The organism is Flavobacterium hydrocarbonoxydans, assembly GCF_009789235.1.
Classification (GTDB): Bacteria; Bacteroidota; Bacteroidia; order Flavobacteriales; family Flavobacteriaceae; genus Flavobacterium; species Flavobacterium hydrocarbonoxydans.
This window is the reverse complement of record NZ_WSTB01000005.1, coordinates 319599-343487: the sequence shown is the minus strand read 5'-3', so window position 1 is coordinate 343487 and position 23889 is coordinate 319599. Positions and strand designations below refer to the sequence as shown.

At 36.9% G+C, this 23889-nt stretch carries 21 protein-coding genes; 5 read left to right on the top strand and 16 right to left on the bottom strand.

Annotated elements, in window-relative coordinates; all coding sequences use genetic code 11:
- Positions 1–44: 44 nt before the first annotated feature.
- The 8 genes from GON26_RS11635 to GON26_RS11600 all read right to left on the bottom strand — a co-directional run bounded on the left by GON26_RS11635 (position 45) and on the right by GON26_RS11600 (position 8296).
- Positions 45–1835: a hypothetical protein gene (locus GON26_RS11635; RefSeq protein WP_160374949.1), complete on the bottom strand. Its 1791-nt coding sequence runs from the start codon at positions 1833–1835 to the stop codon at positions 45–47.
- Complete coding sequence (locus GON26_RS11630) at positions 1835–3925, bottom strand: coiled-coil domain-containing protein (protein WP_160374948.1); 2091 nt, start codon at positions 3923–3925, stop codon at positions 1835–1837. Before GON26_RS11630 ends, GON26_RS11635 begins: the two co-directional genes overlap by 1 nt.
- Before the next feature lie 62 nt (positions 3926–3987).
- Positions 3988–4638 (bottom strand): hypothetical protein, encoded by a 651-nt coding sequence (locus GON26_RS11625; protein ID WP_160374947.1) that lies wholly within the window; start codon positions 4636–4638, stop codon positions 3988–3990.
- Positions 4639–5076: 438 nt separating this feature from the next.
- The gene (locus GON26_RS11620; RefSeq protein WP_160374946.1) at positions 5077–5547 is read right to left on the bottom strand and encodes a JAB domain-containing protein; all 471 of its coding nucleotides are present in this window, start codon (positions 5545–5547) and stop codon (positions 5077–5079) included.
- 238 nt (positions 5548–5785) lie between these two features.
- Positions 5786–7102 (bottom strand): PcfJ domain-containing protein, encoded by a 1317-nt coding sequence (locus GON26_RS11615; RefSeq protein ID WP_160374945.1) that lies wholly within the window; start codon positions 7100–7102, stop codon positions 5786–5788.
- Positions 7099–7479, bottom strand: coding sequence for a PcfK-like family protein (locus GON26_RS11610; RefSeq protein WP_160374944.1), 381 nt, complete (start codon positions 7477–7479; stop codon positions 7099–7101). The genes GON26_RS11615 and GON26_RS11610 overlap by 4 nt, the downstream gene beginning before the upstream one ends.
- 30 nt (positions 7480–7509) lie before the next feature.
- A complete protein-coding gene (locus GON26_RS11605; protein ID WP_160374943.1) occupies positions 7510–7869 on the bottom strand; it encodes a DUF7222 domain-containing protein in 360 nt (119 codons plus the stop codon).
- 37 nt (positions 7870–7906) lie between these two features.
- A complete protein-coding gene (locus tag GON26_RS11600) occupies positions 7907–8296 on the bottom strand; it encodes a single-stranded DNA-binding protein (protein ID WP_160374942.1) in 390 nt (129 codons plus the stop codon).
- Between the two features lie 542 nt (positions 8297–8838).
- Here GON26_RS11600 and GON26_RS11595 point away from each other — a divergent pair.
- Positions 8839–9096 carry a hypothetical protein gene (locus tag GON26_RS11595; RefSeq protein ID WP_160374941.1) on the top strand — a complete coding sequence of 86 codons (258 nt, stop codon included), beginning with the start codon at positions 8839–8841 and terminating at the stop codon, positions 9094–9096.
- A gap of 174 nt (positions 9097–9270) precedes the next feature.
- Entirely contained in the window at positions 9271–9630 is a 360-nt protein-coding gene (locus GON26_RS11590) for a hypothetical protein (RefSeq protein ID WP_160374940.1), read from the top strand.
- Between the two features lie 60 nt (positions 9631–9690).
- Here GON26_RS11590 and GON26_RS11585 read toward each other — a convergent pair whose 3' ends face one another.
- From GON26_RS11585 to dinB, 3 genes are all read right to left on the bottom strand, one after another.
- A complete protein-coding gene (locus GON26_RS11585; protein ID WP_160374939.1) occupies positions 9691–10698 on the bottom strand; it encodes a DNA/RNA non-specific endonuclease in 1008 nt (335 codons plus the stop codon).
- Between the two features lie 214 nt (positions 10699–10912).
- Complete coding sequence (locus GON26_RS11580; protein ID WP_160374938.1) at positions 10913–13963, bottom strand: DNA polymerase III subunit alpha; 3051 nt, start codon at positions 13961–13963, stop codon at positions 10913–10915.
- Complete coding sequence (gene dinB / locus GON26_RS11575; protein WP_160374937.1) at positions 13964–15148, bottom strand: DNA polymerase IV; 1185 nt, start codon at positions 15146–15148, stop codon at positions 13964–13966.
- A 316-nt stretch (positions 15149–15464) separates the two neighbouring features.
- Here dinB and GON26_RS11570 point away from each other — a divergent pair, with 316 nt between their 5' ends.
- Positions 15465–16604 carry a hypothetical protein gene (locus tag GON26_RS11570; protein WP_160374936.1) on the top strand — a complete coding sequence of 380 codons (1140 nt, stop codon included), beginning with the start codon at positions 15465–15467 and terminating at the stop codon, positions 16602–16604.
- A 63-nt stretch (positions 16605–16667) separates the two neighbouring features.
- Positions 16668–17162, top strand: a complete 495-nt coding sequence (locus GON26_RS11565; RefSeq protein ID WP_160374935.1) for a hypothetical protein — start codon at positions 16668–16670, stop codon at positions 17160–17162.
- Between the two features lie 53 nt (positions 17163–17215).
- Here GON26_RS11565 and GON26_RS11560 read toward each other — a convergent pair whose 3' ends face one another.
- From GON26_RS11560 to GON26_RS11540, 5 genes are all read right to left on the bottom strand, one after another.
- On the bottom strand, positions 17216–18451 hold the full coding sequence (locus GON26_RS11560) for a competence protein CoiA (protein ID WP_160374934.1): 1236 nt from the start codon (positions 18449–18451) through the stop codon (positions 17216–17218).
- Between the two features lie 89 nt (positions 18452–18540).
- A complete protein-coding gene (locus GON26_RS11555; RefSeq protein ID WP_160374933.1) occupies positions 18541–19506 on the bottom strand; it encodes a PDDEXK nuclease domain-containing protein in 966 nt (321 codons plus the stop codon).
- A 33-nt stretch (positions 19507–19539) separates the two neighbouring features.
- Positions 19540–21516: a conjugal transfer protein MobC gene (mobC, locus tag GON26_RS11550; RefSeq protein WP_160374932.1), complete on the bottom strand. Its 1977-nt coding sequence runs from the start codon at positions 21514–21516 to the stop codon at positions 19540–19542.
- 17 nt (positions 21517–21533) lie between these two features.
- Entirely contained in the window at positions 21534–22823 is a 1290-nt protein-coding gene (locus GON26_RS11545; protein WP_160374931.1) for a relaxase/mobilization nuclease domain-containing protein, read from the bottom strand.
- The gene (locus GON26_RS11540; RefSeq protein WP_160374930.1) at positions 22808–23200 is read right to left on the bottom strand and encodes a plasmid mobilization protein; all 393 of its coding nucleotides are present in this window, start codon (positions 23198–23200) and stop codon (positions 22808–22810) included. Before GON26_RS11540 ends, GON26_RS11545 begins: the two co-directional genes overlap by 16 nt.
- Before the next feature lie 361 nt (positions 23201–23561).
- Between GON26_RS11540 and GON26_RS11535 the strand changes: the two genes are divergently transcribed.
- Positions 23562–23855, top strand: a complete 294-nt coding sequence (locus GON26_RS11535; protein WP_160374929.1) for a hypothetical protein — start codon at positions 23562–23564, stop codon at positions 23853–23855.
- Positions 23856–23889 lie beyond the last annotated feature (34 nt).

Below are 23889 nucleotides of genomic sequence, written 5' to 3'. Positions count from 1 at the left end.
GTGAATTAAAAAAGCATCCACTACTGTTTATCGTGAACACTAATTTATTTATAAGTGCTTTTTGAACTCGGGCCGGTACGGTTTCCAGGAATAACTGCTGAGACAACAAAATCAGGAAAATTAACTGTAAGATTAGTTGATGGCTTGAGATGATGAATTTTAAACCAGTCTTTAAAATTTGCAGGCGCTTCTTTTTCCTTTTCACTTAGTTCAAGAAGAACAAAAATCCCCAGCTGATCATATCCTGCTGTATATGTCTGTGCCTGAGCCAAATAATTCTCCTCTAAGATAGATTCATTCGGCCGTATTAAAGACCTTTTTAATTCAATTGGAATTGTAATAATGTCCTTTTTATAAAGTATATCCACCCTTCCTCCATCAACAAATTTTGATTGTTCGTGACCAAGTCCATCAGCAATTTTTGAATGCTCGAAAAAAAAGAGCATGCTGTCCTGCAGATCCTGCTCTACTGCATCTTGTCCTTTTCCGTTTTTTTCAGATTTACTGTATAGAAAAGAAAAACGGCTTTTATCATTATTTACAAAAGTCAATCTAGCATATCTGATGACTTCTTCAAGAATATTTAAAAATACTGTTTTTTTCTCATCACTGTAACTTGGAAGAAGAGTATCTATTTGAGTTACCAGAGCTGTAAATACTTCCTGTCCATGAATACTTCCTGTCTTAAATGGCAGCTCATTATTATTATTTTTCTTTAGAAGATCAGAGAAAGCTTTCTCTACAGGTAACTCTTTATTTCTAATCTTTTGGTAAGCATCAATTCCTTCCTGTCCAAAATTCTGCTGAAGCAAAATAAGAAGATCGTAATTTTCAGGATTTGGATCAGGAACATCAGGGAAATAACTTATTATTTTCTCAATAAATTTTACAAAACTCTCTTCATCACTGGATTTCAATACATCTAACCTTTTCTTTTCAGCTATAAGATGGGCTTTATAAATGTGGCTCTCTAACTTATTAAAAAAATTATCATCAATCTTTTTCATCAAACCTTTACTACTCCCTTGAAAACTGCGTAATATTTCAATCTCAGAGTTCACTTTCATCAGACTACGGACACTAGTTATAAAATCTACCCATTCCCCTGAATTGTGTAAAATATCATAACTTGTTTTGATATTCTGAATCATTTTAAAAATTAGAAAATCAAGTTCCATTCCGTCCCTTTCATAAAGATTTCTAAGCATCAGGGATTTTTGCAGTGCTTCTAGTTTATTATCCGATTCATATAAATTATTTGACATTATTGCCGATATCCATTGGATCAGCAGTATATAATAATCAGCATCGTCACGGTTTTCAACAGCAGCTGATGCAGCTTTAAAATAACGTTCCGCTATTGCAAGATTTTCTACCAATTGGTATACATCCTCAATTCCTATATTTTCGGAAATGCTGTTTAATCCCAGACATACATAAGACTGGCTGGATATTTCTGCATTCTGGCTATCAGAATGTGTTTTAAGAAATTCTTCTATTTCTTGCGTAAATACTTCAGGAAAGTATGGAAGATATTTCAAGCCAATTGTTATCAATTCCGGATCGTCATTATTAAGAAAATCATGTAAAAGACCAGCGGTTTTAAATTTATTGCTGAGTATTCCATTAAGAGTCAAATCGCAAATTATTTTAAAACACGAACGTCTTACATATGCGTTAGAAGAATTCTCCACCCCTTTGAATAAAATATTAGACAAGTCGGTTGGGCTTAAATCATCAACCAAATTACTGCTGTTGAAATTATCTAAGAAATTGACTTGCTCAAATATACTTCCACTTTTAAAAAGTTCTAAATGTTTGTGATAATTATCCATTAAAAAACAAATTCGTCTTCTTTTTTTATAAATGTACGATCCTCATCAGTAATTTGAGAAAACTCTCTTAATGCAGATCCGACGAATATCTGGAGCTCTTTTTCAAACCTATTATTAATATCCTTAAAAATTTCTGCTAATCCTTTAAGATGCTGGGGAACCATTTCTTCACTGCCGGGAGAATCAAATATCAAAAATCGCGGATGTCTTCCAAGACTATGCTCAATATCTAATTGGATAAGACTCAGGTAAAATGCCAGTTTTGCTCTTAGCTTTTCTCCTTCACTTAAATCATTAAAACCTATCTGAACATCATTTTGAGTATAAATCAATTCATATTTTTCACTTATAATAACTTTTGTAATACTCTTTAGTCCAAATGCATTCACTTCTTTTAGGATGAGTGCCTCAAGCTTTCCTAAAATATCCTTGTTCAAAAGGCTTCGCTTTTTTTCAAGTGCAGACAGGGCAAACTCTAAAACAGTTTTTTTAAAATTTAGGTTGTCAAGTTCATCAGAAATGATAGTGCTTTGATTTCGTTTAATTTCTTCCAATTGGAAATTCAGCACAGCCTGTTCTTTTATGAGCTCTTCTTTCTTTTCAACCTTATCTTTGTGTTTCTCACGTTCTCTTGCAATCAATGCTATTTCGTCTTCTATTTCATTAAGCCTTTTGTTATCCATCTCAATGGATGGACTCAAAGAGATTTTTGCGCTATAATCTTCTGCCTTCTTTTTTACATCTTTAATCAGGATTGATTTTTCATCCAAACTTTTGGTGATTTTGGCAAGACGCTCATTGTGGATTTTAATTTCCTGCTGAATTTGGCTTGATTTCTGCAGGATTTCGGCTTCTTCTATCTTCTGTTCCTTAGATTCTTCTCCGCATAGGCTGCAAATGTGCTGCTCTTTTTCCTTTTCCTTTTTATCATCGCTGACCTTAATCTCGCAATGAGGACATGCCTTAATATCCAAATTAGTAAAAAAACTCTGCGATTGTCTGTACAGATCCATATTCAATTCCTGCTTTTGAAGCCGTAAAATTTCTGCATCAACTTTTCTCCTGTCATTCTGAAGATTACTAAATTCGTCTTCAATGCGGTTAAGTTTAGTTTTTTCTGCCTGATAAAATTCTGTGAAGTCCCTTTGCTCTTTTCTTATTTTGTTGACTTTATGCTGAATAGCTGAATACTCTTCAATCAAAGGACGCTCTTGAAAGGTAATTCCAGAGTTTTGGCCTGCTGACTCCAGTTCTTTTATTACTTCCTGATACCTTTTATCAAGTTCTTCTTTCGAAGTTTTTGCAGTATCAATTCTTGATTTGTCAACAAGTTTTATCTTTCCGATATTTTCATTCACACGATCTTGCTGAATCTTCAGCATATTTATAGGATAAGTCAGGGGCAGACCCAGAACCATTTCAAAAATTTTCTTCCCTTGCAGCCCTATTTTTTCCTGTTCAAAAAATAAATGCTCATAATTATTGGATTCAAGATAAATTGATTTAAAATATGTTGACCAGCTCAGGCTTGAGGTATTTAAGTCAAAAGAATCTTTAGCACTGCTCTTCTGTGTATATTTTAAAATATAAAATGAAAACTGTTCGAAAAAGAAACTCTGTAGTTTATCTTCAAGATCCTGCCTGCTGTTAAAAGAAAACTCAACTTGTTTTTCAATTACATCTAACTTAAATTCACTTTTATAGGTTTTATACTGTTCGATAGTAAAGCGGTAAAGACTTCCTCTATCTCGTCCAGTCCGGTCTATATGACACGTATACGTAACTTTGCCGATAGTAAATTCCAATAGAATTTCCTCAATCCAGGGTTTGATGTCTTTCTTGATGCTGTCATTTCCGGTAAGAGCAAATTTAATTATCTTAAATATTGTCGATTTTCCCTTGTGATTATCTGCAATCCAGATATTAATCCCATTATAAAGGGTCTGATCGAAAGCAACGGTTTCGCCTGTACTTTTTTTTCCTGAAAAAACAAGTCTATTCAGTAAGAGTGATTTACCTATAGATGCAGGACTGTCTTTATTGTAGCTTTCCTCCAAAAAAAGGATATCCTCAATTTCATCAAAAGACAATTCCTCTTCGAATTTTTTGTGAACATATGTAACAAAGTCTTTATAATTGATTTCTGTACTGCTCATAATAATTGTTTATTAAATCTCTCATGATAGGCTGCTCGAACTTTTGAGTTTACATTCTGAATATGCCTCTTATATGATATATTACTGTATTCGGAATAATTATACTGCCTACTTTTCAGCTGGGTTCCTGTAAAACTGCCGAAGTATTTTTTAATTAATTCGCAACGCTCAAAATACCATTGCACAGCGGAAATTGATTTCAGATGATTCTCAATCCTTTCGGCACAATGCATTGTGATATAATAGTTTTTATCATATGTCCTTCCATCAGTTCTTTTTTTACTTTCATGTTTAAGAAACCCTATGCTGACATGAAAGGCAATAACTTCATCAATACTTTCATAAGCTCCATGAAAAAATTTTTCCATTTCTTCAACCCTTAATTCTGGTTCCTTATCTAAATATATCTTTGATATAACTTCGCTTACTTCATCTTGATTTATAGTACTATCATTGTCCATTAAATCAATCAGTTCCATTGATAGAAAATCAGGATACCTCAGCAGAAAATCCAAAGCCTGAATTTTTATTTCACTGCGGAATACTCCAAAATATTCCGAATCCGCAATTTTGCTCTGCTCACAAAAAACATATAGGATAATTATAATCCGCAGACGGTCTCTGTATTTTCTTAAAAAATCCTCCATATCAGCATTGAAATAAATAAATATCTAATAATTTTCTTGTATATAAATTAAGATTTTTCGCTAATATATAAATTATTGCCAATCTATTTATTAATTAAATTTGGAATTAGCAATAAAATCTTTTGTGAATCAATTTTCTTAACAGTAGTACTTGAAGATTTGAGTATCTAGCGCCCCGAAAATGTCCCGACGAAGGAAGTGCAATTGCGGGGCGGCAGGCTTCAACCCACAGCATGACAGAATTATGTGAATTATAGATTTTTTTTAAAACTATTTTGTTCCTCCTTAAGCTTCATAATCGAATCCCATAATCATGGAGCCATCAGATCTGAATACACTTGCATTTTTGGCCGCTAAATTTTCTATGTAGAAGCCTTTTAAAATTTGCTGCGGTTACTAGAGAAGTGAATTAAGCTATTTACTAAAAATATAACGGAGCTAAAAAGCTCCGTCATCTGCAAAAGAATAGTAGGTTTCGGGAGTAATGATAATATGATCCAGCAGTGCAACATCGAGTATTCTGCCAGCTTCCTTGACTTTTCCGGTTATCTGTTTATCAGCTTCAGAAGGTTTAATCTGTCCTGAAGGATGGTTATGAATCATAATCAGCGATACTGCATTTGCTTTCAGTGCTGCTGCAAATATTAGTCTGAGGTCAACCACAGTGCCTGAAATACCTCCAGAAGATACTTCGTAAATGCCAAGCACTTTATTGGATTGATTTAAAAGTATGATTTTAAACTGCTCGAAAAATTCTATTGTATCAGGATTCCAGGACTGGAGTGCCAGCTGGTAAGCCGTTTTTGAAGAATTTATAAAAGGTCTTTCGGATGCTTTTACTTTTGTTTTGTAGACCAATTCAATTTCTGCTACCTGATTCCAGTTCTGAAGTGTTTTTGAAGTTTCCATGATTTCTAAAGTTTTTAAGATTAATTATGGAACCTGAGCCGGGAATGAGAAAGCGAGCGAAAAAAGCAACGCAATAAAGCAGGTTTTTCACCTGCGTTTATGGGGGAATTTTTTTCGGCGAACCGCCTTTCGTTCCCGAACTTTGTTCTGAAATTAAGCCTGAACCCCTGAGACAATATCCCCGCCTTAAAGTGTCTGCTCGCCGAAATTTAACATTTTGTTAAAAAAAAGCCAAAAACTAATTTTCGGCTCGGAGTACTTTTTTGTTTTTTAGACGCTTTTTAATCAGATACAGGTTCTGATTCAAGAGTTTTAGGATCTGTTTGTGATGCGGGGAATCCTTATTTTTATTTCCTCTGCACTGCACAACTTCAAGTGAGGGAAGCGCTACCTCTATGGTCTCTACAGGCTTGTTTTCAAATTTAGCCGAAAGGATAAGCGAGTTATTCTTTTTATAGTATTCGTTGGTAAATACGCAGTGACGCAGCACTTCACCCTCTTCGAGAAAATCCTGAACGCTCTCCATAACGCTTATACTGAGATTTTCCTTTGTGAACTCGAGTCCGAAAAACTGTTTTTTATGCTCTTCATAAATAATCTGCGCCTGCTGTATTTCCGAGCGGAGTTCCTTTATTTTAAGGCGTCTCTGGATTTTTCGCTTTCTTTCCACTAGCCTGTCATGCTGTTCAGCTAAGTTTTCAGGACAGACATTCTGAGGAATGCTTAAATCCATTTTAAACCATCTGAGAAGTGAGATGTAATCTTCCCAAATCGTAAAATCTGACACCTTATAACTGTTTTTAAAACACGTTTTAACCGCCTGCCAGTTCTCCCTGACTTGCTGTACGTGAGACAACAGATAATGTTTCAAAAAATCTGTCTGTCCTGCTTTAAGCAGTGTTTCAGCATAAGAATCTTTCAAAAGAGCCGTAAAAAGCACCTGCGGTGCTATGGTGTAAAAACTGCCTTGAAAGCCGTTTCTTTTCAGGACATCAAGTACCTTACCTCCTGCATAAACCTTATAAGGATTAATGCGGTATTTGGGAGAATCCTCAAAATTTTTGGGACGGATTTCAAGGGGCGAGTAATATTGCCACGCATCATAGGTATTTGAAAAAACATTGGTGCCGAGCGAGAGTGTACGTACCTCCCCTTTTGGATTTATCCAGTGCTGCATGACTTCCTTGTGAAAGTAAGTCGGCATGAAATTCTTTTTCATGTTTTTATGCGAGCAGATAATACGCACCACCTGAAATCCTGCGTATACATTCAAAACTGCCCAGTACTCTATTTCCTTGAAATGCACCTGATTGTACTGCTGTATTTTGAGTTTCCCCCTGCATGCTTTGCAGTTCATATAGTTTTTGCAGGATGATTTCTGCGCATCAGGCTTCCAAGTATGGGTGCATTCCAAACAATGGAATTTTCCCCTTGAGAGCACAGTCCATTTCAGGAAAATTTCTCTTTCCGCTCTCCTTTGCATGTTTTCTGTTACAGGTTTAAGGGAGACGCTCAAAGCTGTAATCTGCTTTTCGATGATGGTTTTAGGTATCATAGGTCAAAGAGCGTTAAGGTTTTTGGTGCGGATTTTAGAGCAGGCACTTCCGTTTTTGGAACGATGCTGTTTTGAGGAACTTCTGTTGCAGAGCTAAACAAATCAGCCTTTACAGGGGGATTTACCAAAACTCTGCAGTGTACAGGCTCAGGCTCGGCAATACTGTCATCGGTATAATATTTAACTGCCATGTAAAATATTTCAGAATCGTCAAAGGCGCAGAATCCAGTCTTTTTTACCTCACCAAAAATGTAGTTGAAACAGCTCTCCAAGTTTTTGGATGCTTTACTGAAGTTCTGCGCAAAGATGGTATCGCTCTGCGCAGTTTCATTGAGATAATTTTCTATAATGGTTTTAAACTTGTCTGAAGCTTTCATAATAGTTGATTTAAGATTGAACAGTAAGTGTTATTCAAAACTGCTTCTGTAGATGTCAAAACAGTATTCTTCGAAACAAAGCCAGCACATAAAAGTGTAGTGAGGCAGGCTGTTTCGGATTTTTACAGCTTCGCCAAGCGAATCTTCGATTTCTTCCCTGATGTTTTCCAAATCTTCAAGATGCTGGATGTAGAATTTCTTGCAATCCGCATGATAAATAAATTCGGAGATCATACCGCTAATGCATCCCCCGTTCTGCAGGTCTTCAAGGAAAGATTTAAGCTGTTCTTTTTTAGTTCCGTCATACGATTCCAAATCGGAAAGAATGATTTTATTGAACGCTAGGCGTACATCGTAATGGGCGTATATTGATTTTTCTAAGGCTTTCATAACTCATTTCTTTAGACTTATACATTTATCATCCGAATTAAAAAGGCAGGTCATCAGGCTCTTCTTTTTTAATTTTCTTGGCAGAAAAATTTTCCGACTGTACAGGCTGAGTGTCTGAGGCGAAAATCAGTATCTTAATATTGCTGGTGTGAAAAGTAAGACTGCCTACGGCTTTACCCTCACTGCTTAGATAGGCATTCACGCCGATTCTCCCGAATAGTTCTACCATTGTGCCTTTTTTGAGCCACTGGGCTATACCTGCACTGAGCCAATACGAGCAGTCAATAAAAGTGACTATTTTTTTAACTTCATTACTGTCTTTGGTTTTGTAGGTGTCATTAACTGCAATGGAGAAGTTAACAACCTGTCTGTCTTTTGCTGTATTAGCAACAACAGCATCTCTGGTTAAGCGTCCTGTGATTTCCATAATTCTAAATTTTAGTGATTACTATTTTTAAAATTTCTTTTTCCCTGCCTTTTCTAAAAATTGTTTTCAAAAGAAAAAACGGAAAAAAAGAAAGCAAGAATCCAGTGTCCGGTTAACGGGTACGGAGTGCTATAAGTCCCGAAGGGCAGCGCAGCTGTTATGCGCATGCAGTACCCGGCGGACACTAATTTGGCTGCCCTTTTAGTCCGTTTCGAATGAAAATAAACTTCAATTTCTTTTATACACAGACCTGAAATGATGACTTACTGCACAGGAGAGGTGGCAGAGTTTAAATGGCGAAGGAATTAAACGAACGTATGCTGAAACTGATATAAAATAAGGTGGATAGAACTCGAACTAAAATTAGAATTCTATGAGTATTTACGGGGAAGTTTAATAAGCGGTAGCAAGGAAAGTGATAATTAGGAGGAGAAATCGTCACTTTTCTTTTATTTAAAAAAATAGCAGAAAATAAAATCAAAATGCCTTACATAAAATAAACAAAACACACTTCCTGCACTATAATATAAAACACTTATAAAATGTTAACAGAAATAGAAAATATAGGAATTGAAATAGACAGTTTGATTCAAAGAATTCAAGAACTCAGCAATAACCAATTGGTCAGTACAAGCATAGTTTCGCATTGGAACAAGGAAAAGAAAATTCATATAGAATTTTTTAGTGGAGAAGCTATAAATATCAATGCAGATAACCAAGGAGATTTGGAATTAATAGAAAGCAGCGGCGATTGCAGTGGTATTGCCCGCACTTTTAAAATTGAGCAAATTCTGAGATAAATCAGGCAACACAGGATAAATTTCGCACATTACAATCCTCGAGATGAGAATAATATAATTTTAATAATAATCAAATATTTCAGCATAAATTCTTATTTTTGTCAGTAGATTCAGAATAAAAAATCACACATTGCCTGTAATCTAATTTTAATAAATTTATTAACTCATCTGCATATGCCTACTATTACGTATCATAAAAATGGAAAAATTGCATGGAACGGCCCTACTGCCTATCATGATAATGGAAAACTTGCCTGGAGCGGATCAACAGCGTACCATGCTAATGGCAAAATTGCATGGACAGGAGTTACAGCTTATCACGATAATGGAAAATTGGCATGGAGTGGTGTAACAGCTTACCATGCAAATGGTAAATTGGCTTTAAGCGGTTCAATAACTTATTACGATAATGGAAAAATTGAAAGCACCGGAAATCCTGATGCCTATGTGAATTTTCTTCTGGGATCGGAAATAAAGTTTATTGGACGAGTAAATAAACCCCAATTATTTGTAATAGGAAAACAGGTGGTCTAATAGAAGAACTTTTCTGAAATATCATTTAAAAAGATCGCCACAGGTGAAGACTAACGTTATTTAAAACAAAATATTATTTCTTCCAGGCAGCACCATATTGGTCAGAATAGGGACTGAATTATAAGTATTGTTGTTTGCCAGCTTATTTTTGAGCTTCCCGCCTGTTTGGGCAATTTTATAAATTTTTCTTTCATCCTCTTCAATATTTAGAGGTTCCACATTATCCCAGTGAAAATTCAGACCAGTGTATGCCTCTATTTTTTGGATATTAACCTGAAAAACCTCCTTATGCTTGTAGTCACTGAATGGTTTAGGTAAAACAAAACCTTTCTCGTATCCTGTTACCGGAGCATCAATGAGTTCAAGTTCCCTAAGCCTTTTAAGCTGGCTCATAACAAAAGCTGTACTATATAGCTTTCCTTCAAAAGAGAAAACTACTATTTTAAAGAAAAACAGCGGAAGCTGAAATGATCTGTCTTTAACATATGTAGGGTCATCATCGGCAATCATTGGTCCTGTAAATACGGATATTCGCTTGTTATCACTTTCATTAGTTTCAGTAATAACGTAACTCTCAAGTTTACTCCATAAACCAGAATTTAATTTTTCCACCTGAGGGACACTATTGGTAAAATGAAAAGTCTGCTCAGCCTGTATCTCCTTTTTTAATCCCCAAGCCATTTCATTATGAGAAGCCATGTGACCAATTTCAAATTCAGTTTCCTTACTATTGTATATTAAGTTATAAAATGAGTTATTAAGCTGTAGTGAGGCTGATATTCTTGGATCATCCTTAAACTGAACCCTATTTGCACCAGTTCTTTTAAGGCTGCCATCAATATTATAAGCTGCCAAAAAAGGAACTTTTCGTTCTTTATTATACCATATACTCAGCATCGTATACCTCAAAAGTTGAGATGCATTGCCATCCACGTCTGGCAGCACTTTTCTTTGTTCGCTAGTTAAAATCTTATCAATACCAACTACCGTACTTCCATCTATAAAGGTATCGATATATCCGCAACTGCTTTTTAAAACAGAAAGATCACGAGAATTAAATACTGCCATAATAATATTTATTATAATTTTCAATCTAAAACTAATGATAATCTTCCGAACTGCACTAAGGGTAATTACCTAATTTACTGTTAACTGCAGAGAAAAAAAACTCAAAATAATTGCACCTTTCTCCATACCAGTAAATAATCTTTCGATATTTTCATATGTTCTAAATACATATTGGGTTTTAATTTTCAAATTTTATCTTTCGATCTTAGTGCTGTTACATTTTGTGGCGCGGTAAGTTAATCTCATGTTCCTGCGGATATGGTGCACGATGCGTCATACTAATATCTTCACGTAATTGTTCATGCACTTTGTACTGCCTGTCATTGGTGTTAGAATATCGGGGATCAGGAATAAAAGGCATTTTTGCCATTTTGGTAACGGTAATAGTCGGGAAGTGATAATCCACCTCCACATGGCCCAGCAACAAATAACAACCTCCTCCCTGAAAAGGATATTCCTTCAGGCTTCCTGTGAAATGGGCCGTATCAAAGAGCTCACCTTCGGCATCTATCCAGGTTCCGAAATACATCGCGCCCATCTTGGTAGGAACGTGCTTACGGGAGATCAGATAGGCCAGCATACGGACTGTCTTTTTATGGTGTTTCAGCAGATTCCTGGCCATTACATCACCCCGGAATTTAGTCTGCAGCAAATCAAAGGGCGAGCAGGAAACCGGAAAACTTAAAAGTTCGATCTCATCAAAGGCATCTTCAAAAGGAGAGCGGAGCAGTTCCGGCAGTACATATTCCCTGACAGGCTCCTGCAGCAGAAGGGGGGTTCTGTTCTCGGGTTTATAATTCACCATTATAAGTCGTGCTATAACCAGCAATTGATTTTTTGTTTTTCCGGTAAAGCGAAATGCATCAATAAAAATCAAAATTTGTATGCCTTCGATACCGATAGGAATACGATTTATAAAATCATCGAGTGATTTATAATCACCGTTCTGGCAGCGCTCCTCTTGTATCATAATGGCAATTTTTTCCTCCAATCCCTGCAGGTGCATAAATCCAAGATATATATCGGTTCCATATAGCGTAGTTTCAAATTCGCTTTTGTTGACACATGGATTGTGAATGACTGCGCCGGACATTCTGGCTTCGTGCACATATACCTCTGTTCGGTAAAAACCTCCCTGATTGTTAATGACTGCCACCATAAATTCGATAGGATAGTGGACTTTCAGGTATAGGCTCTGGTAGCTTTCCACTGCATAGGAAGCAGAGTGGGCCTTGCAGAATGAATATCCCGCAAAGGATTCAATCTGACGATAAATTTCCTCACTGAGTTTCATAGGATGTCCCTGCGCCTGGCAGGAAGTAAAAAAGTTATCCTTCACTTTCTCTAAAGCTGCCTTGGAGCGTCCCTTTCCTGACATGGCACGGCGCAGGATATCCCCATCTGCCGCAGGAAGCCCTCCATAGTGCAGGGCAATTTTAATAACGTCCTCCTGATAGACCATGATCCCGTAAGTCTCCCCCAACTGCTCCTTGAAGACAGGATGAAAGTATTCGAATTTATCGGGATGATTGTGGCGGAAAATATACTCTTTCATCATTCCGCTTTGGGCTACGCCGGGACGAATAATTGAGGATGCCGCAACGAGAGTTTTATAATTGTTGCATTTCAGACGGCGCAAAAGTCCCCTCATGGCCGGACTTTCTATGTAAAAACAGCCAATAGTCCTGCCCATTCCCAAAAACTCATTACAACTTACCTCATTTTTCGAAATAGAAGTATCCCGTATATTAACTTTAATGCCACGATTCCTTTCAATAAGTTTTACGCTGTCATCAATATGACCGATACCGCGCTGGCTTAAAATATCAAATTTTTCAAGTCCAATATCCTCCGCTGTATGCATATCGAAAAGTGCGATGGGAAAGCCTTTTGGAGGCATCTCCAATACGGTGTAATTGGTAATAGGCTCCTCGGAGATCAGGATTCCGCAGGAGTGCATACTTCGCTGGTTAGGATATTTCTCCAGTAGTTTTCCAAATTCCTGTACTTCTCTGACCACTTCATTTTTGGCCTGCAGTTCCATTGGATTTTTAGTCAGGGCATCGAGTTCTTCTTTTGGGAGCCCAAAGACTTTGCCCACTTCTCGAAATATGGATTTATACTTAAACTCGACGTTAGTACCGCAGAAAGCAACGTGCTGCTGACCATACTTAGAGAAAATGTATTTCAGGATTGTATCGCGCTCTTTCCAAGACCAGTCGATATCAAAATCCGGCGGGCTTTTACGGTTTATATTCAGAAACCTTTCAAAATACAAATCCAGCTCCAATGGGCATATATCGGTGATACCCAGGCAGTAGGCAACAATACTATTGGCACCGCTTCCTCGCCCGATATGCAGAAACCCTTTAGAAATGCTGTATTGGACAATATCCCATGTAATTAGGAAATACCCACTGAATTCGAGCTGATCTATTACTTTGAGTTCCTTAATCATTCGGACCCTTGCCTCTTCATTATTTTTTCCATAGCGCCATTCCATTCCCTGCTCTGCCAGCGAGGTCAGCCTTACCATATCCTGCTCACGACTACCTGTGAAATACTTCTTGTTTTTCGGGGTTTTAAAATCAAACTCAAAATTACATTGCTCGATAATTTTCTTGGTATTGGCTATGATCCCGGGATACTGGCCGTAACAGGACAAAATCCTCTGAATATCCACCATTACCTCAGATTCCCTACAGCTGTCAGCAGGGGTTAGTTTGGATAAAAGAATATTCAGGTCAATTGCGCGCAGGATTTTGTGCAGTTTATATTCCTTTTTGTTTCTGAAAGTTACCGGCTGGAGTATAACCATTTTTTCCTGTCTGTTTTTCCAATCCGATAAAATCAGTTTGGGCAACTGCTCGGGGCGGATACCGATAAACTCATTTTCTTTTAAAACTAAAGGTACATTCTCCAATGGATAAATAATAAAGACATGCTGAAAATCCGGAGCTGCAGGCTGTAAAACAATGTCGTGAATATTATGCTGGGTCAAAAAAAAGTTCATTTCAGCCAGCCCTTCTGCATTTTTTGCCAAGCCTATAAAACGAAGCTGATGCTCATATCGGAATTCCATCCCGACAATAGGCTTAATGCCCACATCATTACATCCTTTTATAAATTCGTAAATTCCTGTAACAGTATTTATATCGGTGAGTGCCATAGCAGTAACCCCGCATTTTACTGCATGGGCAATCAATTCCTCGATGGAAATGGTGCCGTAACGCAGGGAATGGAAGGAATGGCAATTGAGATACATCTACCGGGATTTACGTTTTAAAATTTCATTTTTATTGTTGGGTTTAAAGGTTGCCCCAGCGCAGCGCATCACGGAGTCAAAACCGTATCGGGTTTTCATTCGGTCCATGGCCTGATAAAGTGCGAGCATTTCCTCGGTATCCTGAAAAAGATCGATCTGATAGGTACCGCGGACAAGCCCGCTGAAACGAATTCCGATAAGGCGAAGACGCATGCGGCGCTGGTATAATTTTTCAAACAATTCCGTAACAATTTGGTTCAGTATATGATCTGCAGAGGTATATTGAACTCTGCACTGCTTGGTTTCGGTATCAAAATTGGCGTATCTGATTTTGACCGTTACTGTCGAGGCTAGCCACTGCTCTGATCGCAGCTGAAAGGCAAGTTTCTCGACCATACCATGCAGTATTCTTCTAATGAGATCAATATCGATGGTATCCTGAGGAAAGGTTTCCTCGGTAGAAATTGATTTTCTTTCCGTGTAAGGCTCGACAGGATTATTGTCAATGCCGTTGGCTTTTTTCCATAGCTCGATTCCGTTTTTGCCGATCATTCGCTGGAGGGCTTCTGCGGGCATTTCAGAGAGGGTCTGAATGGTACGGATTCCAATTCTGGAAAGCATCTGAAAAGTTTTCTCCCCTACCATTGGAATTTTCTGGATGGAAAGCGGATTTAGGAAAGGCTGCACCAAATGCTCCGGGATTTCAAGATTCTGTTTTTGTTTTCCTTCGCCTGTACCAATTTTGGAAACGGTCTTATTAACGGAAAGTGCAAAGGTTAATGGGAGGCCTGTTTCACGTATTATAGTCTGGGCAAGTTCATTTGTCCATTTGTAACTGCCATGAAATTTATCCATTCCGGTAATGTCCAGATAAAACTCATCGATACTGGCTTTCTCTACCACCGGAGCTTTTTCCTGAATAATTTCTGTAATATCGTGGGAGAGACGCGAATATAATTCCATATCTCCTTTCATAATTTTGGCCTGCGGGCAGAGTTTCATGGCCATATGAATGGGCATGGCTGAGCGTACCCCAAAGCGCCTGGCTTCGTAGGAGCATGATGCTACTACTCCCCTTTCCCCTCCTCCGATAATCAGCGGTATCCCGTTTAATGCAGAATTTGTCAGCCTTTCACAGGAGACAAAAAATGTGTTCATATCTATGTGTACAATCGATCTTGCCATATCCTTCCCATTTTTATACGAGTCAAAATTAGTACAGATAAGAACAAAATAAAATTTTTAAATGTTACATTTTAGAACAAATTGTAAAATCTCTTAATTTACAAGCCTTCAAATAAACTTCAAAAATAGAAACTAAAGAAAAAACTTATTGATTAACTTTCCAATTCAAAACTCAGAATTATTAAGGTAAATTCAAACTACTTTTTAAGAATGTACTACTAATGATACAGAATAGAAAATCTTGGAAACTTACACCTTTTAAATTTTAAATAAATCCGAAAATAAGAATAAAGCCAATTAACAAAACATAATAAATATGAAAGACCAGATAAAAGATAAATTGGATATAATCGCAGATGTATGGAATGATTTTATCTGGGATAATAAATTCTGCCGCAATCAGATTAATTTTTCTCCTGAAGCCGAAAGTAATTACTTCGGAGATATCCTTGGATATTTTTACGATACATTTGACATTATCTACAAGAAAAAAAACGGAGCAGAACATGCTGAGAATTTTGCATCACATATCAGCTTTCTTCAATCCATTTATGTCCAGCAGGATTTCATTGAAGAGATGCTGATCCTTTTCAAAACTAATATAGTTAAGGGAGATTTAAAACTGGACAATGATTATTCTTTAAACAGGGAAATCCGCAATGAGCTTGTGGGCCATCCTTTCAGAAAATTAGACAGTAAGGTTATATCATCTACAGTATTTGGTTATGAGCGATCTCCAGATACAATAACTTATTTAAGATACCATACTAACAATAATTTTAATTGTGAAATCATTAAAGTGAAAATCGAAGATATTACAAAACGGCATACTTCTTTTCTTAATACTTATTTTGACATCATAATTGAAAAACTGAAATCAGTAACTGCGAAATACTCCGAAGAACTTGAAGCAGTAAAAAATAAAATGGAAACAGTTTCTTTCCCCTCACTTGTAAAAATAATATCCCAAAAATTTAAACCTTTTTTAGAAAATACATTTCTATATGACGAAAAATCTATTCTGGAAATATATGAAAAAAGAAAACAGCATAAAAGATATTCCATAGTATACGATTCTTTTCTTAGTGACCTGAAAAAACGTATTTTCGAAATGCAGGAGAACTGTAATACTATTTTCAACAAGCTTGTTTTTACCGACCACCATATTGAACTACCCCTTTTTGATGATGATGGTAATTTAATCAATATTTTTCCTTTAAAAGTCAAAGAGGGAAGAAAAAAAGAAAGCTATCATTATGAGCTTGGTAAACTATCAACCAAAAGACAGCCTAAAGAATTTGATTTTTTCAGCGGTTTTTTAAAAGCAAAATGCAGTCATAAAACTGTGCTTTTTGAACTTGAAAGGATGAGAAATCATCTTGATAATGATGTGGAATATCTGTCTTCACATAAATTAATCAGCAGAATTTTAAAAGAAGATGATTACGATTGCTAAGCGCCATTTTCAATCAGTCTTAAAAAAAACAGACCATCCAGATTTTTCAAAAAAGCAATAAAAATGAAAATAAATCCAAAATACACCAGCCGCCATGAGCTTTTGAAGACACTTCAGGCAAGAAAGGACCAAAAATGGTCTCCGGACAATATTGACATACGGGATACCTCCCTTGAATTTGATAAACTTACAGAGAACTCAGGACTGCCGGAAACTGATGTTATCCAGCAGATCAGATATCTGATAAATGAAAAAGAAATAAATGAAGCGGAATTTGAATACAGCAGATTCTATTATTCCATCTCAGATTCAGGTACAGCAGCCTATCATGACCAGAAATACCTCACTAAGGGCAGAAAAGAATATCTGGATAATATTTATGATGTATTAAAGAATGTTTCAACATTTATTCTGCTTCTATTGGCTGTAATTACTTTTATCGGCAACTGGATTTCTAACTCCCGAAAAAATCAGGAAATCGAAAGTATCAAAATAGAACTAAAACATTTGAAAGATTCAATGCATAGCGAAAAAGAAAAAATAATCAAGAAAAAATAACTATCTTGTAATTGAATCTTAATTTGCAAACAATTAGCAATAGGAGCCGAAGACTAGCACTCGTCAGGGTTATATTTACTGATAAAATCACAAACATTTACTCTGCTGACTTTATTATTGGGCTGTTTATACAGCATATTACCATCCCCGATGTCGAGGAAAATTGGCGCGGCAGCTGAACCCCAGCTTTTCCTTTCGCGTTTCCAAAATAGGGTCAGTTTGTCTTTATCTTTAATGATTTTATTTCTTTCTTCATCAAAATCAGCTTCTAATTTTTCCAAATTTGTTTTGATATAAGTGTCGATTGAGATTTTCAGATCCTGATATTCCCTATCATTCTCATCATTCTCCAACTTCAAAAACGAAATTTCTCTTTTCAGCTGGGCAATTTCGACTTCCAGATCTAGATACTCCGAGGCGACGTATTTCAATTCCTCCTTCACGGCTGGTTTCAGATTTTCAAGTTCACTCAGAATCTCATTACGTTCCATATACAGTTCCTCAATTTCTATACTATTTTTGATAGCTGCCCCTAAAAAGTGCTTGTTACGTTTCAAGTCCCCCAATAACCTGAAAAATGTCTTTTTAGTAGGTATTGCATCGTGACTGATAATATCTATAAGAGATGAGTCGACAAATAAGTTCTCGCTTTGCCAGATAATTATAATCTGCTCGGCAAATGTTTCTGCATTTTTATTGTAGCTTTTAAAAAGATCAGTCACAGACTCTAATGCTCTCAAATCATCTTCCCTGGATTGGATTTCAGACGTCAAAGCGGTTTGTTTTTTCTTTATATTCTGCAGTCCAACAGAATTGTGTTTACTTAATTGACTTCGCTGTGTCAAATAGCGAAGCTCGATTTCTGCCAGTTGTTCATCTGATTTATTTTCAGTAATCAAATTATCTTTAAACGTCTGCGCATTTATGACCCAAATCATTTTTTCATAAAACTTTTCCCGCTCGGCAATAGTTGATGAAGAAATCGTGGAATTTTGAAATTCAATTACAATCCCATTTGGCGTAAAAATGTCAGCGATGTGCTTTTCGCTGTTTTTTTCTATAATTGTTTCCTGCCAGTCAAATGGAAATTTGTTTTTCCAGGCCCGATGCCACTCGGTTTCTCCTTCTTTCCATACGTCGCAAGCTGCGTTATGGACATGTTGCCAATGCCAAATGTAAATTTTTCCGCATTTTCCTCTTACCTCCTTTTTACAGAAGCCGCATACGGCTTTTTCGCCGGAATAAGCAGGAGTAATCTTTTTTCCACTAATGTCTATCGCATGCTGCATGGTCCAAATAATGAAAGTTAATTATTTATATGAAAAATCATTCATTCTTACTTCCAAATATATCGTTTTTTAATTAATAAAATGGCACCTTAAAGAAGACCGTTCAGTTTGGTGACAAGCATCTTTTTATCCGGCAGCTGTATTTTGTATTCTGCTACCATAGTGGGAGAAAGACTTCTGCTTAGCGCATATTCCACCACAGCATAATCCTGATCCTTGCATAACAAGATTCCTATACTCGGGTTTTCATTTGGTTTGCGGACATCGCGGTCTAATGCTTCCAGATAAAAATTGAGCTGTCCTAGATGTTCGGGTTTAAATTTATCTGATTTTAGTTCAAATGCTACAAGGCATTGAAGTCCCCTGTGATAAAAAAGCAGGTCAATAAAAAAATCACTATGTCCAACCTGAACTTTATATTCCTCTGCAATAAATAAAAAATCTTTACCTAGTTCCAGTATGAAGTTTTTCATCTGGCTGATAAGTCCTTTTTGAAGGTCGTTCTCAGTGAAGGAATCTGAAAGATTAAGGAAATCAAAAATATAACTGTCCTTAAATGTATTGGCGATATCGGGATGTAATTCTCTCATCGCTGATGAGAGTTTTGTATTTCCCAGAATAGTCCTTTCAAAAACGCCGCTGTTTATTTGTCTCTCTAGCTCTCTTGAGCTGAACTTCTCCTGCTTTGAGAGCCCCAGATAAAACTCGCGCTCCTCAATGGATTTTGCCCTGCTTAAAATGATTAGATTATTTGTCCAGCTAATTTCTCTCAGCAGTGCTGAGAGTTTTGGAAAATCTTTATAGGTCTGATAAAACTGCTTCATTCTCCAAAGATTTTTATCTGAAAAACCTTTTATTTCAGGTTCGGTATTTTTTAAAAACAGTGCTAATTCGGTAACCACCGATTGTCCCCACTGCTGGCTTTCAACACGGATATGGATGTACTGCCCAATACTCCAATACAGATTTATCATCTCGGTGTTGACCGCTGAGATAGCTTTTGATCTGGATTGCTTTATTAACTGGACTACATCTGAAAATTGCTCCTGTAACATCGCTTCTAAATATTAAATTTCTTATTGTTCATGTTATTTCTTTAATACTAAATAAGCCAGCGCGGGATCGTTCAGCAGGCGTTCCATTTCGGAATGATTTATGTCCTGAATATCCTGCTTTATCTGAAGGTAATTACGTTGTATCATTGCGTTGTCAAGTTTTCGGACAGGTGGTATTTCCTTATAATTCTCCATCTCTTTTCTAAGCGCCTCATGATCATTTATAATTTCATTGTGAAAGGTTTTGAGCTCAATTTTACAATCGGGATCATCGGCAACCATGCCAACAAATTCCCCGGAACTCAGTGCCGAGATTTTCGAAGGCGGAACAGCAGATTCCAATTGTTTGGAGCGGCTGATCGACGTGTCTGCGCTGTTGATAGAGAGGCTTTCGCGGTCCTGCATAATTTTGCCGAATCGCTCTGATAACTGCTTGGAAGTATCTCCTGTAACCTGTCCGCTAATTATATTTCCCACAATATTCATAATGACATCTGCCTGTTCCCTACCATAGTCCTTACGAAGCTGGGTGAAGTCCTGAACACCCAGGCAGGTCGCCACTTTATTGCTTCTTGCAGTGGCGATTAAACTGTCCATATTATTGAGATATATAGTAGGGAATTCATCAAAGACCAGGCTTGATTTCATTTTTCCTTTTTTGTTTACCAGCTTTACAAGCCTGTTTACATAAAGGGATAATACGGCTCCGTATATTTGTATTTTCTGCGGGTTGTTTCCCATGCACACAATTTTAGGCTCCTCGGGATTGTTGATATCCAAAGTGAAATCATTTCCTGATAAAACATAATATAACTGCGGGGAGGAAAGCCTGGCCATGGCGATTTTCGCCGTAGCAATCTGCCCCTCAAGCTGGTCAGTCGCCTCGTTGAGGTAAGCATTAATAAACGGATTTATCAGTACTTCAATTTCTTTCTCTGTGCGAAGCAGTGTAAAGAGACTGTCATAATCCATCTGCATGAGTTCAATTACATGAGGCAGGGTGCAGAATTCTCCATCTTTATACTTTCTGAGATACCAGATTACGGCCGATAAAAAATTAATTGGCGACTCCACAAAAAAGTCTCCCTGCTTTTTAATCCATTCCCTGTTAAGCCCCATTAAAATAGTCCTTGCCGATTCCGAAGCATCAGTTATATCTTCCATACTGTGGGGATCCAGCGGATTGCATCTGTGCATGATCTTATCAAAATTTATAAAGTAACATTTAGGTAGTATTTTATAAACATGTTTGTTGTTTTCAAATGTATTATAGACAATTTTGGAGAGGTCATCATATTTAAAATCATAAACAAACATGCTGAACCCTTTTCGAATGTGCTGGGTTATAACGTGGCGGATCACAAAATACGATTTGCCCGATCCAGGAGTGCCAAGAACCATCAGCGCCCTGAATGGATTTATAATATTGATCCAGCTGCTGCGCTGTTTGTCCTTTAGATAATATCGGGCGGGCAGGTTGATGGAATATTCATTTTCCAGCAGTCTTTCTTCCTGAGGAAAAGTCTCATTGAGCTTATTGAAAATATCTTTTTGACTGAGCCTGTTTTTTATAATCCGGGAAAGCATAGTGCCCCCGGAAAGAATCATTAGAAATCCGGCCGAGGTACACATCATATAGACAATAGCATTACGGGAGCCAAGTGAAAACAGGAACAGCGAAAAATAACTAATAAAATAAGTAACCAATCCTGTTAAACAATAGGCAAAAGCTGTTCTGTAATTAAGTTTTTCATTTTTGCGACCCTTTGCACCCAAAAGAGAAATCATCAAAAAACTGAGTGCAAAAAATTTAGATTTATGGAAATGCGAGAACAATCCCGTACGGTAGATATTGTCCAATATTTTATCGGTAAACGCGCTTGTGAGCTCCCATTGCCTAAAAGCGGAGTAGCAATAAAAGTAAAAGTGAATTATAAGAATGATAATGCCAATCAGCCTTGTCATATCAAGTATTTTTCTAAGCGCCTGTTCATTTTCTCCTGTCTGCATCGCCATGATATTTAGTGTTATTGATTATCAGATTGTCCTTTTCTTTTTTTCTTTTTTCGCTTGCCTTTAAGCTGATTTGGAATATAATTGGCATCAAATTGTGGCTGGGTCAAAACGTCCACGATCTTGCCCAGCACGCCTGTATCGGTCACATTATTATCTTGGAATAAATCCTTACTGTTTGCATCGGAAATCTTATCTGCATGTGTTTTTAAAGAACTGTCAGTATCAAAATGGGGCTTTTTACTGCCAATTAAACTACAGCGTTCCTGTATTGCTTTTGCACTGTACTGTTTACCTAATGCGCTGCCATTAAAAACACATTTAGTGGTATGATCCACATAGGTAATTCCGTAAATTAATCCTTCAGTATTTTTTCGGCACACGATATTAATTCCTTCTTTTTCAAGTAATTTGGTCAGCTGGGAAAATCGAATGTTTTTCGCAAAAAGAGCAAGGTCAACTGCATTTTTTACCCTGTTCTTCATTCCTGTATTTACATTATTATTAGATGCGAATTTCTGCTCTAAAAACTTAAGTGTCGGCTTGTTATAAAAGTCGCTGGCTTTAATAGGCACCCCAATAGGCTTTCCCTCCGTGTCAAGTATTCGATATACAAGTCCATTTGTCTTAAATACTCTGGAGTTCTCGTTTCCGCGGTCAGCCATTACATTATATAGCTGCAATACTGCATTCAATTCCGAAAGACTGGTATATTTATAGGAAGATAATACACCGTCAAGCACTGCAGAAATTGCTTTTTTTGATTGTATCCGGCCATAACTGACCTTTGATGCAGCTATAGGTTTAAGTGTAGAATCACTATTACTTTTACGGCCTTGTGCTTCTACAAGCCCGAAAGATTTCTCAATCTCCTTTCGGGCAGTTTCAGATTGGTTCCGACCAATATTGTGCATGTCAATACGGCTTCCGTCCGGCTTCACTTTTATGGATACCAGATGGATGTGCGGGTGCGCTGCATCGTGATGCTGGTATACCAGATAGGGCTGCTCTCCAAAGCCAATTTTTTCCATGTAAGTATGTGCAATTGCAATTAATTTCTCTCTTGATAATGTACTTTCAGAAGGATCAAAATTCAGTGAGATATGAACACTATTGCGCTTTACATTCTCATTTAAGGCATTTTGTTTGAGCAGCCTGTTGAGTCTCATTGAAATATTCATCTGCTCCAGATCAACAGGGTAATTTCCTTCCGCGATACACTGTGCAACACCTTGTTTTACTTTGTTTTCATTATAATTAAAAACATTATGAACAGAGGATCCTGTCTTTATGATTGCAACCATTTTTCAGAAATTTTTTGAGTATATTTCTTTATCTCTTCAATCTTACCCAGCAGTATTTTCTGTTCCAGTTCATGGCTTATAATCCAGGTGCGAAACTCAGGAATCTGGTTTAGGGTGTGCAATCTTTTTACAGCCTGATTTAAGTTATTTCCTATTGCTTTAAGTTCATTTCGCAGGCGGATAATTTCGCCCATAAATTCGTCAAGGGACTCATTTCGGTAATTGGTTGTTATGGTTTTATTAAACAGATATTTGCGGATATATTCGCTTAATTTCCTGCAGGTTGTAGCTTTCCATTTACGTTCAATTTTTTCGTACTCTGCAGGCGTAAAACGCAACCCTACAATACGTGTTCTGTTTGAATTTTCTTTTTCCATCTTCTTTCCTTTTCATTAATTTCAAACTCTCTTTCTCTTTCCAGTGTCACTGCCCACGAGTTCCGAGTACAGGGCAGCCAGATTCGGTTGTTTAACAACCGGACATCTGGCCGATTGCAGGAACGTGGCGATCTTTCAGCTTTATTAATGTCTTTTTAGGGTTTCGGCATTTTCTGAAGTATACCTTAAATCCAATCACAATAAACTGCCTAAAGCAAACATTTACAGATTATTTCTAAATCTGTACGAAGTTAGGCAAGCTTTGCCTATTGAGCCTATCATGGACATATTATGTCCATGATAATTAAGAAGCCTATATATATCTTTGTATTAATAAATATTAATTTAAAGACGTGAAATTATGATGACAACAAATGATGTAGCAAAGGTTTTCGATACTATATTTAGTATCCCGGGCATGAATGAAGTAGTGAAGATGGATTTAAAAATTTCACGGAAGAATGTACTTTTATTAAACCATGTAATTGAACGCGGGCTCGCGGCAAAAGGTGATGATAAATCATCGCTCTTTTTGACAAGTATTCCACAGGAAAATCTTCAGGAATTAAAACAATTTGGAGATGAATTTCTTCACAAAGCCGGACTCATAGAATTCAGCGAAAAACTCAGTACACTGAGCGATACCGGAAAGTAATTAAAGTTAAAAAAATCAATTGATGCCAATAAAC

Bases quoted from the DNA above. Each gene is read 5' to 3' on its own strand.
- GON26_RS11635 (WP_160374949.1), bottom strand. From the start codon at position 1,835: ATGGATAATTATCACAAACATTTAGAACTTTTTAAAAGTGGAAGTATA.
- GON26_RS11625 (WP_160374947.1), bottom strand. From the start codon at position 4,638: ATGGAGGATTTTTTAAGAAAATACAGAGACCGTCTGCGGATTATAATT.
- GON26_RS11620 (WP_160374946.1), bottom strand. From the start codon at position 5,547: ATGGAAACTTCAAAAACACTTCAGAACTGGAATCAGGTAGCAGAAATT.
- GON26_RS11615 (WP_160374945.1), bottom strand. From the start codon at position 7,102: ATGATACCTAAAACCATCATCGAAAAGCAGATTACAGCTTTGAGCGTC.
- GON26_RS11610 (WP_160374944.1), bottom strand. From the start codon at position 7,479: ATGAAAGCTTCAGACAAGTTTAAAACCATTATAGAAAATTATCTCAAT.
- GON26_RS11605 (WP_160374943.1), bottom strand. From the start codon at position 7,869: ATGAAAGCCTTAGAAAAATCAATATACGCCCATTACGATGTACGCCTA.
- GON26_RS11600 (WP_160374942.1), bottom strand. From the start codon at position 8,296: ATGGAAATCACAGGACGCTTAACCAGAGATGCTGTTGTTGCTAATACA.
- GON26_RS11595 (WP_160374941.1), top strand. From the start codon at position 8,839: ATGTTAACAGAAATAGAAAATATAGGAATTGAAATAGACAGTTTGATT.
- GON26_RS11590 (WP_160374940.1), top strand. From the start codon at position 9,271: ATGCCTACTATTACGTATCATAAAAATGGAAAAATTGCATGGAACGGC.
- GON26_RS11585 (WP_160374939.1), bottom strand. From the start codon at position 10,698: ATGGCAGTATTTAATTCTCGTGATCTTTCTGTTTTAAAAAGCAGTTGC.
- GON26_RS11580 (WP_160374938.1), bottom strand. From the start codon at position 13,963: ATGTATCTCAATTGCCATTCCTTCCATTCCCTGCGTTACGGCACCATT.
- dinB (WP_160374937.1), bottom strand. From the start codon at position 15,148: ATGGCAAGATCGATTGTACACATAGATATGAACACATTTTTTGTCTCC.
- GON26_RS11570 (WP_160374936.1), top strand. From the start codon at position 15,465: ATGAAAGACCAGATAAAAGATAAATTGGATATAATCGCAGATGTATGG.
- GON26_RS11565 (WP_160374935.1), top strand. From the start codon at position 16,668: ATGAAAATAAATCCAAAATACACCAGCCGCCATGAGCTTTTGAAGACA.
- GON26_RS11560 (WP_160374934.1), bottom strand. From the start codon at position 18,451: ATGCAGCATGCGATAGACATTAGTGGAAAAAAGATTACTCCTGCTTAT.
- GON26_RS11555 (WP_160374933.1), bottom strand. From the start codon at position 19,506: ATGTTACAGGAGCAATTTTCAGATGTAGTCCAGTTAATAAAGCAATCC.
- mobC (WP_160374932.1), bottom strand. From the start codon at position 21,516: ATGCAGACAGGAGAAAATGAACAGGCGCTTAGAAAAATACTTGATATG.
- GON26_RS11545 (WP_160374931.1), bottom strand. From the start codon at position 22,823: ATGGTTGCAATCATAAAGACAGGATCCTCTGTTCATAATGTTTTTAAT.
- GON26_RS11540 (WP_160374930.1), bottom strand. From the start codon at position 23,200: ATGGAAAAAGAAAATTCAAACAGAACACGTATTGTAGGGTTGCGTTTT.
- GON26_RS11535 (WP_160374929.1), top strand. From the start codon at position 23,562: ATGATGACAACAAATGATGTAGCAAAGGTTTTCGATACTATATTTAGT.